This is a genomic window from Achromobacter spanius (genome assembly GCF_002966795.1).
In the GTDB taxonomy this organism is placed as follows: Bacteria; Pseudomonadota; Gammaproteobacteria; order Burkholderiales; family Burkholderiaceae_B; genus Achromobacter; species Achromobacter spanius_D.
This window is the reverse complement of the sequence record NZ_CP023270.1, coordinates 1,138,665-1,153,353: the sequence shown is the minus strand read 5'-3', so window position 1 is coordinate 1,153,353 and position 14,689 is coordinate 1,138,665. Positions and strand designations below refer to the sequence as shown.

The window sequence follows — 14,689 nt, the reverse complement described above, 5'->3', positions numbered from 1 at the left end:
TTGGCAGTGGCTTGACCATTCCATTGGTGGGGCCAATTCTGGCTGCCTGATCTATTACTCGGTTATTTGGAAAGATGTTTTCAGGGATTAAGGGTTTATCCCAGGTGGGAAGGCGCGCACAATTCAGTCCATCGGGAACAGCAAACGAACCACGACGGAGAGCCGCCGGATTCGGTCCCTCATTACGACGAATTGGAGGTCTCACCATGAAAACCCTAGCCACCACCCTTTTCCTATCCCTGGCCCTGGCCGGTGTCGGCGCACAAGCCGCCGGCGTTGAGCAAGCAAAGAGCAGCGCCCAAGTGGCGACGGAATTGCAAGAAGCCAAGGCAAGCGGTCAGTACACGTTCGGCGAGCTGGACTACCCGCCCGCCCTGCCCCAAAAGACCAGCCTGAGCTCGCAGGAAGTGCAAGCCCAGCTGCAACAAGCCAAGGTCAGCGGTCAATACACGTTCGGCGAACTGCAGTACCCGCCGGTCGTTGCAACGTCGGGCAGCGCCAAGTCGCGTGCCGAAGTCCAGCAGGAACTGGCGCAAGCAAAGGCCAGCGGCCAATACACGTTCGGCGAGCTCGAGTACCCGCCGATCAGCCGGTGAGCTGCTTGCTGTAGCCCGGCCGGCCTCGGGTGGCATCATGGCCTGAGGCCGGTATTTTCGGCATACAGCGGCGGTTGAAGTAGTAGTAGCAGTTGAAGTAGCAGCAGTCGTTGAAGTTGCAGTCAGCAGTTGAAGTTGCAGTCAGCAGTTGAAGTTGAAGTTGAAGTCAGCAGTTGAAGTTGCAGTGGTAGTAGCGAAGAGGCCGTGGCGATTGTCGCGGTCTCTTTTTTTGCGTCGGTGTCCGTGAGCTGCCGTAGGGTTCTTAAGCGCCCGGCGCGGCGTGGGCCTGGGGCGGGCGGGGCTCCGATTGCGGTCCGGAGCCTTCGCTCCGGACTTCCCCGGGCTCAACCTCGTACGCCTTCGGCTCCCTTCGGTTTCCGCCGGGCGCATCTAAACGCCCCGCCCACCCCAGGCCCACGCCACACCGGGCTCGGGTGGTTTTAGCCTCACGGTCGTTGGGGCGACTTGGGTTCTTTAGGTTCTTGCATACAGCGGGGTGGAAGAGAAGCGTCTTGCGGTGCCCGCCCCCGGCCGGCCGCGCGGGCGGCCTTTGGGGGCATACGCGCTGTCTTGCGTCGTGGCGATGCCGCTTCGCGTGTAGCTGCTTCTGCTCTGGGCGTCTGACACCCTGATATGGTCGCTGTCGTCAATAGGATTGGTTTGCTGGTGGAAATCAGTGACACGGGGTGATGCGACACAAGCCTGCTGCTGCGACGATAGATCAGACTGATATCCGTGGGTTGGTTACCACCGTGCATCGATCCGTCGTGGAAGCTGCCTCGCTCTAGTGACGCAGGTTGCCCCAAAGGGTTCTGTTGAGGGTGTCGTGAGGGTTCTTCCTATCGAGTTCGTGTCGCATCACCTCGTGTCACGGGTATGGGTGTCATTGATGATGTGTGTTGTCGGGCAGCGATTGGCGCGCAATGGCCCAGATGAAGCCGGTCAGTTCCCGCGCCACGGCTACGCAGACTTTATTCGCCTGCACGCCTCGGGCCGATAGATGTGCAAATCTGGAGCACAAACGCACCTGAGCTTTCCAGGCGTGGGTGCGGATACTGGGAGAAAGTGTCGCGCTTCGGTCGCGCAGCGCTTGACTCATGCGCGCCGGGAAGCGGTAGTTCCAGGCCGCTTCGGTCAGAAGCCGCCGGGCGTGTGCGTTACCGGTTTTGGTAATCGAACCCCGGCGTACGCTGTTGCCACTGGAATGCTCCGATGGCACTAGCCCGAGGTAACCCATAAGCTGGCGAGCACTACCAAAGCGGGCGATGTCGCCGATCTCGCACACTAAGCCGATTGCGCTGACCGTATCGATACCACGCAGCGCCCTGAGCGCAGCCACGGTCGGCTCCTGGCGCCAACCTTCAATGGCGTGCTCGAGCGCCGTCGTCAGACGCTGTACGCGATCTTGAGCCGCTTGCACGGCCAGTTGATACTCGGCTAGCGCGATGTAATCGGCAGGATGGTCAAAATGCTGCTCCGCAATCCAGCGTTGGTGCGTCTTGTTCCAGGATGTCTTGCCGGGATAGCGCCGGCCTTGGCGCAGCAAGAATGCCTTGAGCTGCTGGCGCGCTTGCAGGCGCAGGTTGACGGCGTCTTCGCGAGCCCGCCAGAGATTGCGCAGCGCCTCGTGGGCCTGGTCAGGCACCCAGATGGCCTTGAGCTCCCCAGCCCGCGACAGCTCGGCCAGTCGCAAGCTGTCGCGCCGGTCCGTCTTGATGCGCTCGCCCGGGCGACGCGGGGTCAATGACGGCGCAATGATCTCGCAGCGATAGCCCCGATCGCTCAGCGCACGATATAGCCCATAGCCCGTCGGCCCAGCCTCATAGACCACGCTGACCTGCCGTGCGGCACCATATTTGCTTAGGGTCTTGAGCAACGCCTGCACGTCTGGCGTAAGCGTGCTGACAAACCGGCCGGGCTCCCGCCCGGCCTCGCACACGGACATCGCAATGCTGTCACCGTGCACATCCAGACCAACGAAAAACTTGATACGCTCGTCCATGGCTCGTCTCCATACGGTTTGCGGCTGGCTTGCCCCGCCGCATGTGGCTCGGCGCTCTCCTGGAGAGCGCAATCCACGATACAGGAGACGAGCCACCTTCCGATTAACGAGCGACCATAATGTCTGGTGAGATTCGCTTCATACCAAGAGCATCTCCCGAGGGTGTCAGACACCGGCAGATTCGTAAGACGGCAGCCATTAGCAAACTAAACGTCACCAGCGCGCAAGCGACCATCGTCACGACGACCCACCGGCCCGATGCTGGGTTGCCGCCGCCCGGGCGGCAGCAACCCGGCGGCCCCGTAGATTTCCTGCCCTGACCACAGGTCTTGTAGCGCTACATACCAAAGACTCTCGCAGCACGGCGTCGCGGTCCCCGTGGGTGCGAGCGCCGTCGATGCGCCCGACGGAATCCGTAGGAGTCGCCGCAGGCGAGGACGAGGATGAGGATGGGGAAGTCCGGAGCGAAGGCTCCGGACCGCAATCGTGGGCGATCGTGCCCACGGGGACCGCGGCGTCGGGCGGCCTACGAAGATCTGATGCCCCCTACGAAAATCCGTTGCACCCGGCGCGCGGGGCCGCGATTGCGGTCCGGAGCCTTCGCTCCGGAATCCCCTGCTTCGACCTCGTCACCGCCTTCCGATTCCGTAGGGCTTATCGCCCCCCGCGCAACGGACGCCATGACCACACCAGGCTGGCGATGTTGCTTGGCCTCGGGCGCTGGGGCGGATTCAAGGGTTGGCGTTGCGTCCTTGTGATGACCTGCTGACTGTGTATTCCCGCATATGCGTAATTTTTAGAAGCCTTTCGATATCTCAGAAAGTTGGAAGGTGGTTTCATGCCGTGCGGGTTTATGCCGAGATTTTGGCGTGCTGCATCTGGCCATCAAATTCGAAAGATGGGCCACGAAAGAAGGCAGCCGGGCTCGGTCTCACTTAAAACAATCTGGAGGTCCCACTCATGAAAATCCTGGCCACGACGCTGTTTGTTTCCCTGGCCCTGGCCGGCGCCGGCGCGCACGCAGCCGGCGTTGAACATTCCAAGTCCCGCTCCCAGGTCGCGGCCGAGCTGCAAGAAGCCAAGGTCAGCGGCCAATACACTTTCGGCGAATTGGACTATCCGGCCGCTCTGCCCCAAACCTCCAATCTGACCGAGCAAGACGTGCGTGCTCAACTTCAACAAGCCAAGGCCAACGGCGAGTACACCTTCGGCGAACTCGACTATCCGCCGACCGCCCGCTGAACAGCTAGTCGGTCCGCGTGATCCGTTAATAACGTTCCAAGCGCGCCAAGCACACCTGGCGTAAAAAAAAGCCGCGACTCTCGTCGCGGCTTTTTTGCGCCTGGCAGCAGCGCAATCCTCTGAGGACTGATCAGCTGAAGAATTCCTTCACGCGGTCCGTCCAGGATTTGCTTTGCGGCGAGTGGCGATCGCCACCGTCGTTCAGCGAAGCCTCGAACTGACGCAGGATGTTCTTCTGGTCGTCGCTCAGGCGCACGGGCGTTTCCACCACGACGTGGCAGTACAGGTCGCCCGGGTAGCTGCCGCGCACGCCGCGGATGCCCTTGCCACGCAGGCGGAAGGTCTTGCCGGATTGGGTGCCTTCGGGGATGGAGATCTCTGCCTTGCCGCCCAACGTGGGGACCTGGAGTTCGCCGCCCAATGCCGCCGTGGTGAACGGAATGGTCAGTTCGCAGTGCAGGTCATCGCCGTCGCGCTGGAAGATCTTGTGCTGCTTGATGTGGATTTCCACATACAGATCGCCCGGAGGACCGCCGTTGATGCCCGGTTCGCCATTGCCGCTGGAGCGGATGCGCATGCCGTCGTCGATGCCGGCCGGGATCTTGACCTGGAGGGTCTTGTTGCGGCGGATGCGGCCGACGCCGTCGCAGGCCTGGCAGGGGTCGGTGATTTCCTTGCCGTTGCCGTGGCAGGTGGGGCAGGTCTGCTGAACGCTGAAGAAGCCTTGCTGCATGCGCACGGCGCCGGAGCCGCCGCAGGTGCGGCAGGTCTTGGGCGAAGTGCCGGGCTTGGCGCCGGAGCCGTGGCAGGTGTCGCAGTTTTCCCAGCTGGGAACGCGGATTTCGGTGTCGAAACCGGCGGCCGCTTGTTCCAGGGTGATTTCCAGCGCGTACTTGAGGTCGGCGCCGCGGTAGACCTGGGGTCCGCCGCCACGACGGCCGCCACCGGCGCCGCCGAAGATCTCGCCGAAGATGTCGCCGAACGCGTCGGCAAAACCGCCGCCCATGCCCGCGCCGCCCATGCCGGCGGCATTGGGGTCGACGCCGGCGTGACCGTAGCGGTCGTACGCGGCGCGTTTTTGTTCATCGCCCAGGACCTCGTAGGCTTCCTTGGCTTCCTTGAACTTCTCTTCGGCCTCTTTGCTGTCCGGATTGCGGTCCGGATGGTATTTCATGGCCAGCTTTCGATAGGCCTTCTTGAGATCGTCATCCGAGGCGTTTTTTGCCACGCCCAGGATTTCGTAATAGTCGCGTTTTGCCATGATCCGTGGGCTCGAAACCGAGCCTTCTTTTCAGTGCTACAGAATGAGTACGCCCGGTAGGCGGATTTCTCCGGCTACCGGGCGGCAAAGGCAGGTCAGTGCCCGGCCATTATTGGTCGCGCTTGACTTCCTTGAAGTCGGCGTCGACGACGTTGTCGTCCACCGGCTTCGCGTTGTCGGCCGCTTGCTGCTGGCCGGCGGCTTGCTGCGCCTGCATGTCGGCGTACATCTTTTCGCCGAGCTTTTGCGATGCCGTCGACAGGGCTTCGACCTTGGCGTCGATCGCGGCCTTGTCGCCTTCCTTCAGCGTTTCTTCCAGGTCCTTGATGGCGGCCTCGATGCTTTCCTTTTCGGTCGCTTCGAGCTTGTCGCCGTACTCGGTCAACGACTTGCGGGTGGCATGCACCAGCGCGTCGGCCTGGTTGCGCGACTGGGCCAGTTCGGCGACGCGGTGATCTTCCTCGGCGTTGGCCTCGGCATCCTTGACCATGCGCTGGATCTCGTCTTCCGACAGACCCGAGTTGGCCTTGATGGTGATCTTGTTTTCCTTGCCGGTGCCCTTGTCCTTGGCGGACACGTGCAGGATGCCGTTGGCGTCGATGTCAAACGTGACTTCGATCTGCGGCATGCCACGCGGCGACGGCGGGATCCCTTCAAGGTTGAACTCGCCCAGGGCCTTGTTGCCCGCGGCGATTTCGCGCTCGCCCTGGAACACCTTGATCGTCACGGCCGGCTGGTTGTCGTCGGCCGTCGAGAACGTCTGCGAGAACCGGGTCGGGATCGTGGTGTTCTTCTGGATCATCTTGGTCATGACGCCGCCCAGGGTTTCGATACCCAGGGACAACGGCGTGACGTCCAGCAGCAGCACGTCCTTGCGGTCGCCCGACAGCACGGAGCCCTGGATGGCGGCGCCAGCGGCGACAGCTTCATCGGGGTTCACGTCCTTGCGCGGATCCTTGCCGAAGAATTCCTTCACCTTTTCCTGAACCTTGGGCATGCGGGTCATGCCGCCGACCAGGATCACGTCGTCGATGTCGGAAACCTTGACGCCGGCGTCCTTGATGGCGACGCGGCAGGGTTCGATCGTGCGTTCGATCAGTTCTTCGACCAGCGCTTCCAGCTTGGCGCGCGTGACCTTCAGGTTCAAGTGCTTGGGACCGGAAGCGTCGGCCGTGATGTACGGCAGGTTGATTTCGGTCTGCTGGGTGGACGACAGTTCGATCTTGGCCTTTTCAGCCGCTTCCTTCAGGCGTTGCAGGGCCAGCACGTCCTTGGACAGATCAACGCCTTGTTCCTTCTTGAACTCGGCAATGATGTAGTCGATGATGCGCTGGTCGAAGTCTTCGCCGCCCAGGAAGGTGTCGCCGTTGGTCGACAGCACTTCGAACTGCTTTTCGCCGTCCACATCAGCGATTTCGATGATGGACACGTCGAACGTGCCGCCGCCCAGGTCATAGACGGCGATCTTGCGATCGCCCTTTTCGGTCTTGTCCAGGCCGAACGCCAGCGCCGCGGCGGTGGGTTCGTTGATGATGCGCTTGACTTCCAGGCCCGCGATGCGGCCGGCGTCCTTGGTGGCCTGGCGCTGGCTGTCGTTGAAGTAGGCGGGCACGGTGATGACGGCCTCGGTCACTTCTTCGCCCAGGTAGTCCTCGGCGGTCTTCTTCATCTTGCGCAGCACGTCGGCCGACACTTGGGGAGGCGCCATCTTCTTGCCGCGCACTTCAACCCAGGCGTCGCCGTTGTCGGCCTTGACGATGGCGTAGGGCATCAGGTTGATATCCTTCTGCACAGCCTTTTCTTCGAACTTGCGACCGATCAGGCGCTTCACGGCGTACAGCGTGTTGCGCGGGTTGGTCACGGCCTGGCGCTTGGCAGACGCGCCGACCAGGGTCTCGCCGTCATCCATGTACGCAACGATGGAGGGGGTGGTGCGAGCACCTTCCGCGTTTTCGATGATCTTGACCTGCCCGCCGTCCATGACAGCCACGCAGCTGTTGGTCGTTCCCAGGTCAATGCCAATAATCTTGCTCATGGTGGGTTACCTTGATTATTAAATCTGTGGAAATTTGGGGAAAACTGCTTGTCTCCCCGTAACTGGGGCTGCCCGTGGGGTTTTTCAAGACGCCGGGCTGGAAATTTCCGGGCCCGGGTCCTGCAGGCGGTGGATCGCCGCCGTGAACTGGGGCAATCCGGGCCAGCCGGTGATGCGCCCAAGGCGCTTGCCGGACCGGTACAGCACAAAAGTGGGGACGCCATGCAACGAGAACCGGCGGCCCAGCGGTTCGTCCGCGTAGACATCGGCCTCGAACCACGTAAGGCCTAGCCCCACCAGCGTTTCCTGGTGCAGCAGCGCCGCCTGCTTGAACAGATTGCAGTTGTAGCAATCCTGGCCCCACAGGAAGACGCAGCGCAGGTCCGCCCCGGGCGCCTGCACCACGGCCGCGTCGAATCCCGCGGTGTCGACATGGCGCATGCCGAACACCTGGAATACCTGGGCCGGGTCGAAGCGCGGGTCGGTCATGGCGGGACGGCGGTTCAGCCCTGGCCGGCCGAGACGATCACCAGCGCAGGGCGCAGGGTGCGGTCGGCGATCACATAGCCCTTCTGCAGCAGTTGCACCACCGTGTTGGCGGGCTGCTCGTGGGGAATGGACGAAATGGCCTGGTGCTGGTGCGGATCGAACTTGTCGCCCTGCGCCGGCGCGATTTCCTTGAGCAGGTTGCGCTCGAAGGCGGCGGCCAGCTGCTTGAGGGTGACTTCGACGCCTTCGCGCAGGGTTTCGACCGTCTGATCGGGCTGGGCCAGGGCAGCTTCCAGGCTGTCCTTGACCGGAACCAGGCTTTCGGCGAACGACTCGATGCCGAACTTGCGCGCCTTGGACACTTCTTCCTGGGCGCGGCGGCGCACGTTTTCGGCTTCGGCTTGCACACGCAGAAGCTGGTCGTGCTGCTCGTTGACGGTAGCCTGGGCGGCGTCCAATTGGGCGCGCAACTCGTTCAGCTCGGCCTGCGCGGCGTCCTGGGCGGCGGGTGCCGCATCGGCGTTCTGGCCGACTTCGGGCGCCTGGTCAGCAGGCTCGTGGGGTGCCGTCATGGGGAATCCTCCAAAAAGAATGGCTTTCGGAGACATGAATGGGGGCCAATACCCCTAATTCAAGCCCGGTTAAGCGAAATATTCCCCAAGGCCCGGCGCCACGGCCGGGCACCGGGCGGCGGTTTGCCTACTTTTTGCTCGGCTGCGCGGGAGCCACGGGGTCGCTGGCGGGGAAACTTTCCTTCAGGGCGCGGTCCACGCGCTTGTCGTCGGCATCCGGATCGGAGGGAATTGCGACCGGATCGCTGGCCGGAAACGTGTCGGCCAGGGCCTCATCCAGGTCGTGCTCGACGCGGTCCTCGTCGACGGGAGTGCTGACTTTGCCCTTCTTGACCGTTTCGCCAGTCTTGGGATCATGGTGCATGCGCCTTCTCCTTCAAGTCCGTGGTGTCTGGAACCCACCCCTGCAAGTATCGTTCCACCAGCCCCGACAACCCCGCGATCCAGGCCGGATCGTCGTTGATGGCAGGAATGTAACGGAACTGCTTGCCACCGGCCTCCAGAAAGGCGTCGCGGCATTCCAGGCTGATTTCTTCCAGGGTTTCGAGACAGTCTGCCACAAATCCCGGGCACACCACATCGACCTCGGTGACACCCGAGGCGGCTAGTGCCTTCAGCGTCGGCTCGGTGTACGGCTCCAGCCAGCGGGCGGTGCCGAAGCGGCTTTGGAAGGTCACTTCGATCTGGTCGCGCGGTAGCGAAAGGCGCTGGGCCAGAAGCCGGGCCGTTTCCATGCAGTCGCGGTAGTAGGGGTCGCCCAGCTCGATGGAGTAACGCGGCAGGCCATGAAAGCTCATGACGAGCTTCTGGGGCTTGCCGTGTTCGGTCCAATAGCGCTCGATGCGGGCGGCCAGCGGGTCCAGGTAGGCGGGGTCGTCGTGGAAGCGCTTGATGAAGCGCATTTCCGGCTGGTCGCGCAGCTTGCCCATGTAGCGGGTGACCGCATCCACGACCGTGGCGGTGGTGCTGGCGGCGTACTGCGGATACAGGGGGACCGTCAGGATGCGCTCGCAGCCTTGCTTGCGCAGGTTCGAGATGGCTTGCGGGATGGAGGGATTGCCATAGCGCATGCCCAGTTCGACCGCGGCATCCACCCCGGCCGCCTGCAGGGCGGCGCGCACGCCGTCGGTCTGCCGCTGGCTGTAGACCATCAGGGGCGAACCTTCCTTCATCCAGATGCCGGCGTAGCGGGGTTCGAGCCGCTTGGGGCGGCGCGTGAGCACCATTCCGTGCAGGATGGGCTTCCAGAGATAGCGCGGGATCTCGATGACGCGCGGGTCGGAAAGGAATTCGCCCAGATACTTGCGGATGTCCTTGGCCGTCGGCGTATCGGGCGTGCCCAGGTTCACCAGCAGCACGCCGACCTTGCCGGGCACGCGCGGCGGCGGATCTTCGTTGAAGGGGTCTTCTTGCTCGGGTTCAGGAAGGTAGCGCTCAGGCCAGAGATACTTGAACAGGCGAAGAAACACAAAAACTCCCCTTCCTCCGCAAGGAGGATGTAGCTTTGAATGGGACTACTGGTTGTGGCTGAGGGCGTTGGACAGCAGGCGCGCCGTGATGTCCACGATGGGTATGACGCGCTCGTAGGCCATGCGGGTCGGACCGATGACGCCCAGGGTGCCCACCACCTTGCCGTCCACGCCGTACGGCGCGGTGATGACGGAAACGTCTTCCAGGGGCACCAGTTGCGAATCGCCACCGATGTAGATCTGCACGCCCTGCGCCCGGCTGGAGACATCCAGCAACTGCAGCAGATCGGTCTTTTTCTCGAACAGCGAAAACATCTTGCGCAGCCGATCCATGTCGGACGCGATGTCGGTCACGTCCAGCAGCTTGCGCTCGCCGGAAATGACCACGGCGTCGCCGTCTTCGGCGGCTTCGGCACTGGCCTCGACCGCGGCCTGCATGAGGCGCGAGATGTCTTCGCGCAACTGCGCCAGCTCGGTCGACAGCGTCTGCCGCACGGCATTGAAGGACTTGCCGGCGAAGTGCATGTTGAAGAAGTTGCCCGCTTCCAGCAGTTCGGATTCGGCGTAATCCCGCTGGACGAAAAGAATGCGGTTCTGGACGTCGCCATCGGGCGTGACGATGATCAGCAGGACGCGCTTGTCGGACAGGCGGATGAATTCGATCTGGCGGAACACCTGGGCCCGCTTGGGCGTGAGCACCACGCCCGCGAACTGCGTCAGGTTCGACAGCAACGCCGCAGCCGCGTTGACGGCACGGGTGGGTTCGGCGGCCGACAGCATTTCGCCCATGTTGTGCGGCTGAAGCTGGTACGACTGCACCGCCAGCAGCGAATCGACGAACATGCGGTAACCGCGCGGCGTGGGTACACGGCCGGCGGAAGTATGCGGACTATGAATCAGCCCCAGCTCTTCAAGGTCCGCCATGACGTTGCGGATGGTGGCTGGGGACAAGTCAAAGACTTTAGATAGCGTCCGCGAGCCGACTGGCTGCCCATCGGCGATGTAGCGTTCTATCAACGCTTTCAATAATGCGCGTGCGCGGTCATCCATAGCGGCTATTTTAGGGAATCTTTTTCGGTTGGGGCGATTTTTGTCCCGCAACCAGATATACGGCCCCATATAATCGGCTAATTGGCCCATCCTGGGCACATTCAGCTTTGCGGTTTTGCCCTTTTTCATTTGTACGCAGCCATGCACTTTCCCACCGTCGCCCTGATCGGCAGATACCAGGACACCGGCCTGGACACACCGCTGAGAGCACTTGCGCACGCGCTGACGCAGGCGGGCCGGCATGTGCTGATCGACGCGGACACGGCGCGCAATACCGGGCTGACCGAATACCCCATCGCCACCCTCGAGGAAATCGGCAAGACCGCCTCGCTGGCCGTGGTCATGGGCGGCGACGGCACCGTGCTGGGCGCCAGCCGCCATCTCGCGCCCTACGGCATGCCGCTGGTCGGCATCAACCACGGGCGCCTGGGTTTCATCACCGACATCGCACTGCAGGACGCACATGCCGCGCTGGCGCGGGTGCTCGAAGGCAGCTTCCAGATCGAAGACCGCATGCTGCTCGAAGGCAGCGTGTGGCGCGGCGACCAGAAGATGTACTCCGCATCGGCGCTGAACGACGTGGTCCTGAACCGCGCGGGCCGCGGCGGCATGATCGAGGTCCGGGTCGAACTGGACGGCGCGTTCATGTACACCCAGCGCGCCGACGGCCTTATCATCGCCACGCCCACCGGGTCCACCGCCTACGCGCTGTCGGCCAACGGCCCCATCCTGCATCCGGGCATGAACGCCATGGTGCTGGTGCCGGTGGCGCCGCAAACGCTCTCAAACCGCCCCATCGTCATCCCGGACACCGGCGTGCTCAACATGACGCTCACGGCCATGGGCCGCGTCGAAGTCGGCGCCAGCGTGCACTTCGACATGCAGACCTGGTCCGATCTGCAACCGGGCGACCGCATCGTCGTGCAGCGCGCGCCCTATACCATCCGATTCGTGCATCCCGAAGGCTACAGCTTCTTCTCCACTCTGCGCCGCAAGCTGCACTGGAACCTGATGCCCGAAGCCTCCGACAACGTAGAGTAATTAGCGCCCCGACATGCTGCGCACCCTGCATATCCGCGACTTCGTCATCGTCGAACAGACCGAGATCCATTTCGGTCCTGGCTTCACCGTCTTTTCGGGAGAAACCGGCGCCGGCAAATCCATCCTGGTCGATGCGCTGGCGCTCACCCTTGGCGAGCGCGGCGACGCCAGCATGTTGCGCGAAGGCGCGGCTCGCGCCGACATCACCGCCGTGTTCGACACCCCGAAGGCCCTGCATGCATGGTTGGCCGAACGCGAAATCGACGCCGACGACGAACTCTCGCTGCGGCGAGTCATCGACGCGCAAGGCCGCAGCCGCGCCTACATCAATGGCACGCCAGCCACGGTGGCGCAACTGCGCGAACTCGGCGACAGCCTGGTCGACATCCACGGTCAGCACGCGCACCAGAGCCTGATGCGTCCCGACGCCCAGCGCGACCTTCTGGACGCGCACGGCGGCCATGGCGATCTTCGCCAGGCGGTCGGCCAGGCATGGAAGCAATGGCGCGCCCTGGCACGCCAATTGGAATCCGCCGAAAAAGACGCCGAAAGCCTGGCATCGGAACGCGAAAGCCTGCAATGGCGGGTCAATGAGCTCGACCAGCTCAACCTCGGGCCGGACGAATGGGAAGCCCTGCAATCCGAGCACACGCGCCTGTCGCATTCGCAATCGCTGCTGGACGGGGCCTCGCAGATCCTTGAAACGCTGGACGGCGAAGGCGACTCGGCGCATCACCGGTTGACCGCCGCGAACCAGCGCCTGCAGCAGATGCTGCGGCACGATCCGGGCTTGAAGGGTGTCCACGACGAACTGGAATCGGCCCGCATCGCCATCAGCGAGGCCGTGTCCGACCTGAACAACTATGTCAGCCGGGTCGAACTCGACCCGAAGCGGCTTGCGGACGTGGAAGCACGTCTTGGGCTGGTGTTCGAGACCGCCCGCAAGTTCCGCATCGAACCCGATGCGTTGTGCCAATTGCGGGAATCCCTGCATTCGGAGCTGGCGGCCCTGCAGGCCGCCGGCGACATCGACGCGCTGCGCGCCCAGGCGGCCGCGGCGCAGGCGCAATACGACACCGCCGCCGCCAAGCTCACGACCGCGCGCCGCAAGGTCGCCAAGGATCTGGGCAAGCAGGTCACGCAGGCCATGCAGACGCTTGCGATGCAGGGCGGCCGCTTCGAACCGACGCTTGCGCCGTCCGCGCCCTCCGCGCACGGCAGCGAACAGGTCGAATTCCTGGTGGCCGGCCACGCCGGCACCACCCCGCGTCCGCTGGCCAAAGTCGCCTCCGGCGGCGAACTGTCCCGCATCTCGCTGGCGCTGTCGGTCATCGCCAGCCGCGCGGCGCGCGTCCCCACGCTGATCTTCGACGAAGTCGACAGCGGCGTGGGCGGCGCAGTCGCCGAATCCGTCGGCAAGCTGCTGCGCGAACTGGGCGAACGCCATCAGGTCCTGTGCGTCACTCACCTGCCCCAGGTCGCGGCCTGCGCCAACAACCAGTTCCTGGTCAGCAAGGCCGAATCGCGCGGCACCACGCGATCCAGCATCGAGCCGCTGGACGCCCCAGCCCGCGTCGAGGAAATTGCCCGGATGCTGGGCGGCATGACGCTTACCGCCACCACCCGGGAACACGCGCGCGAAATGCTGGAAGGCTTCGGGCAGACCGCGTCCTGAGTCCGGCGCCGCGTGGCGCATCGACGGACCGATGCTCCACAGCAAAACGCAAAAAGCCCCTTCATATTGAAGGGGCTTTATTTTTCGGCTAAGCAGCCGGACGGGCCGGCCGCTTCGCCTGCCAATCCGGGCTTAACGGCCCTTGAGGCAGCTGCCGCAGACGCCGTACAGCACCATCGCGTGGCTTTCCAGCGCGAAGGAATTGTCTTTGGCGATCTTCTGCTGGCGCTTTTCGATCTCGGGATCCGAGAACTCGACAACCTTGCCGCAATTGGTGCAGATGAGGTGGTCGTGGTGATCGCCGTCATTCAGCTCGAAAACGGCCTTGCCGCTGTCGAATTGGCTGCGTGCCAGAATGCCGGCTTGCTCGAACTGGGTCAGCACGCGGTAGACGGTAGCCAGGCCGATTTCGACGTTTTCGCCGATGAGGGCGCGGTAGACGTCTTCGGCGCTCAGGTGCCGTTCACCCGATTTGCGGAAAATATCAAGAATCTTCAGGCGAGGAAAAGTCGCCTTCAAACCCATGTTTTTCAGTTCGCTTTGGTCGCTCATGGTGTAATCGCTCTCCGTCCGCGTTGGCATGGGCAAGGACTGGGGTCACCGCAAGCCGGCTCGCCGAATTCATGCCGCCTCGCGGAACTATCCTTATGAAACCTTTATGATAACGGTTTTGCTTGCTTCCAAATAATAGGGGCGCGTAGTGTCCATGTTTGCACGTATTCCCTCCCGCTCTCTGAAGACCGGTTTGGCCGTCGCCGCCCTGGCCGTCGCCTTGGCGGGCTGCACCTCGAACAAATGGGGCTTCCCGTACAAAGCCCCGGTCCAGCAGGGTAACTGGATCACGCAGGAACAGGTCGCATTGCTCCAGCCCGGCATGACCCGCGAACAAGTCCGCTTCGCGCTCGGCAGCCCCACCCTCACCAGCGTGCTGCACGCCAACCGCTGGGATTACCCGTACTATTTCAAGCCCGGGTACGGCGCCTCGCAAGAGCGCAAGTTCACCGTCTGGTTCGAAAACGACCGCCTCGTGCGCTGGGAAGGCGACAAGCAGCCTGACCTGCAGCCCTACCAGATCAACACGCCGGACGCCATGTCCGACGAAAAGACAGACAAGCGCCTGGATCAGGACGAAACCCGCGTCAAGGAAGAGCAGGACGAGCAGGACGAGCAGAAGCGCGACGCCGATGCGCCCGTCAGCCCGCTCAATCAGTACCCGGGCCAGCCGGGCAACGCGCCCGAGCCGCTGCTTTAAATCCA

Annotated in this window: 14 protein-coding genes; 5 read left to right on the top strand and 9 right to left on the bottom strand. The window is 63.2% G+C overall.

Translation table 11 applies throughout. The features are described 5' to 3' along the window. Positions 1-206: 206 nt before the first annotated feature. Positions 207-596 (top strand): DUF4148 domain-containing protein, encoded by a 390-nt coding sequence (locus CLM73_RS05145; RefSeq protein ID WP_105237585.1) that lies wholly within the window; start codon positions 207-209, stop codon positions 594-596. 883 nt (positions 597-1,479) lie between these two features. On the opposite strand, the gene CLM73_RS05140 is transcribed toward CLM73_RS05145, so the two are convergent. After that, positions 1,480-2,598 (bottom strand): IS110 family transposase, encoded by a 1,119-nt coding sequence (locus CLM73_RS05140; protein ID WP_105237584.1) that lies wholly within the window; start codon positions 2,596-2,598, stop codon positions 1,480-1,482. A gap of 960 nt (positions 2,599-3,558) precedes the next feature. Between CLM73_RS05140 and CLM73_RS05135 the strand changes: the two genes are divergently transcribed. Continuing rightward, positions 3,559-3,840, top strand: a complete 282-nt coding sequence (locus tag CLM73_RS05135; protein ID WP_105237583.1) for a DUF4148 domain-containing protein — start codon at positions 3,559-3,561, stop codon at positions 3,838-3,840. Positions 3,841-3,970: 130 nt separating this feature from the next. On the opposite strand, the gene dnaJ is transcribed toward CLM73_RS05135, so the two are convergent. The 7 genes from dnaJ to hrcA form a co-directional block, all read right to left on the bottom strand. Next, the gene (dnaJ, locus tag CLM73_RS05130) at positions 3,971-5,101 is read right to left on the bottom strand and encodes a molecular chaperone DnaJ (protein ID WP_105237582.1); all 1,131 of its coding nucleotides are present in this window, start codon (positions 5,099-5,101) and stop codon (positions 3,971-3,973) included. A 109-nt stretch (positions 5,102-5,210) separates the two neighbouring features. Beyond that, positions 5,211-7,136, bottom strand: a complete 1,926-nt coding sequence (gene dnaK / locus CLM73_RS05125; RefSeq protein WP_105237581.1) for a molecular chaperone DnaK — start codon at positions 7,134-7,136, stop codon at positions 5,211-5,213. An 84-nt stretch (positions 7,137-7,220) separates the two neighbouring features. Next, positions 7,221-7,625: a thioredoxin family protein gene (locus CLM73_RS05120; RefSeq protein ID WP_105237580.1), complete on the bottom strand. Its 405-nt coding sequence runs from the start codon at positions 7,623-7,625 to the stop codon at positions 7,221-7,223. 14 nt (positions 7,626-7,639) lie between these two features. Continuing rightward, positions 7,640-8,197, bottom strand: coding sequence for a nucleotide exchange factor GrpE (gene grpE, locus CLM73_RS05115; RefSeq protein ID WP_056568733.1), 558 nt, complete (start codon positions 8,195-8,197; stop codon positions 7,640-7,642). Between the two features lie 127 nt (positions 8,198-8,324). After that, positions 8,325-8,561, bottom strand: coding sequence for a hypothetical protein (locus CLM73_RS05110; RefSeq protein ID WP_105237579.1), 237 nt, complete (start codon positions 8,559-8,561; stop codon positions 8,325-8,327). After that, a complete protein-coding gene (gene hemH, locus CLM73_RS05105) occupies positions 8,551-9,666 on the bottom strand; it encodes a ferrochelatase (RefSeq protein ID WP_105237578.1) in 1,116 nt (371 codons plus the stop codon). Before hemH ends, CLM73_RS05110 begins: the two co-directional genes overlap by 11 nt. A 45-nt stretch (positions 9,667-9,711) precedes the next feature. Continuing rightward, positions 9,712-10,716: a heat-inducible transcriptional repressor HrcA gene (hrcA, locus tag CLM73_RS05100; protein WP_056568743.1), complete on the bottom strand. Its 1,005-nt coding sequence runs from the start codon at positions 10,714-10,716 to the stop codon at positions 9,712-9,714. A 141-nt stretch (positions 10,717-10,857) separates the two neighbouring features. Between hrcA and CLM73_RS05095 the strand changes: the two genes are divergently transcribed. Both CLM73_RS05095 and recN read left to right on the top strand, forming a co-directional pair. Further along, the gene (locus CLM73_RS05095) at positions 10,858-11,757 is read left to right on the top strand and encodes an NAD kinase (RefSeq protein WP_105237577.1); all 900 of its coding nucleotides are present in this window, start codon (positions 10,858-10,860) and stop codon (positions 11,755-11,757) included. A 13-nt stretch (positions 11,758-11,770) separates the two neighbouring features. Beyond that, positions 11,771-13,432 (top strand): DNA repair protein RecN, encoded by a 1,662-nt coding sequence (recN, locus tag CLM73_RS05090; protein WP_105237576.1) that lies wholly within the window; start codon positions 11,771-11,773, stop codon positions 13,430-13,432. Between the two features lie 132 nt (positions 13,433-13,564). On the opposite strand, the gene fur is transcribed toward recN, so the two are convergent. Further along, on the bottom strand, positions 13,565-13,984 hold the full coding sequence (gene fur / locus CLM73_RS05085) for a ferric iron uptake transcriptional regulator (protein WP_056568752.1): 420 nt from the start codon (positions 13,982-13,984) through the stop codon (positions 13,565-13,567). Positions 13,985-14,138: 154 nt separating this feature from the next. Between fur and CLM73_RS05080 the strand changes: the two genes are divergently transcribed. Next, complete coding sequence (locus tag CLM73_RS05080; protein WP_105237575.1) at positions 14,139-14,684, top strand: outer membrane protein assembly factor BamE; 546 nt, start codon at positions 14,139-14,141, stop codon at positions 14,682-14,684. Positions 14,685-14,689 lie beyond the last annotated feature (5 nt).

Bases quoted from the DNA above. Each gene is read 5' to 3' on its own strand.
- CLM73_RS05145 (WP_105237585.1), top strand. From the start codon at position 207: ATGAAAACCCTAGCCACCACCCTTTTCCTATCCCTGGCCCTGGCCGGT.
- CLM73_RS05140 (WP_105237584.1), bottom strand. From the start codon at position 2,598: ATGGACGAGCGTATCAAGTTTTTCGTTGGTCTGGATGTGCACGGTGAC.
- CLM73_RS05135 (WP_105237583.1), top strand. From the start codon at position 3,559: ATGAAAATCCTGGCCACGACGCTGTTTGTTTCCCTGGCCCTGGCCGGC.
- dnaJ (WP_105237582.1), bottom strand. From the start codon at position 5,101: ATGGCAAAACGCGACTATTACGAAATCCTGGGCGTGGCAAAAAACGCC.
- dnaK (WP_105237581.1), bottom strand. From the start codon at position 7,136: ATGAGCAAGATTATTGGCATTGACCTGGGAACGACCAACAGCTGCGTG.
- CLM73_RS05120 (WP_105237580.1), bottom strand. From the start codon at position 7,625: ATGACCGACCCGCGCTTCGACCCGGCCCAGGTATTCCAGGTGTTCGGC.
- grpE (WP_056568733.1), bottom strand. From the start codon at position 8,197: ATGACGGCACCCCACGAGCCTGCTGACCAGGCGCCCGAAGTCGGCCAG.
- CLM73_RS05110 (WP_105237579.1), bottom strand. From the start codon at position 8,561: ATGCACCATGATCCCAAGACTGGCGAAACGGTCAAGAAGGGCAAAGTC.
- hrcA (WP_056568743.1), bottom strand. From the start codon at position 10,716: ATGGATGACCGCGCACGCGCATTATTGAAAGCGTTGATAGAACGCTAC.
- CLM73_RS05095 (WP_105237577.1), top strand. From the start codon at position 10,858: ATGCACTTTCCCACCGTCGCCCTGATCGGCAGATACCAGGACACCGGC.
- recN (WP_105237576.1), top strand. From the start codon at position 11,771: ATGCTGCGCACCCTGCATATCCGCGACTTCGTCATCGTCGAACAGACC.
- fur (WP_056568752.1), bottom strand. From the start codon at position 13,984: ATGAGCGACCAAAGCGAACTGAAAAACATGGGTTTGAAGGCGACTTTT.
- CLM73_RS05080 (WP_105237575.1), top strand. From the start codon at position 14,139: ATGTTTGCACGTATTCCCTCCCGCTCTCTGAAGACCGGTTTGGCCGTC.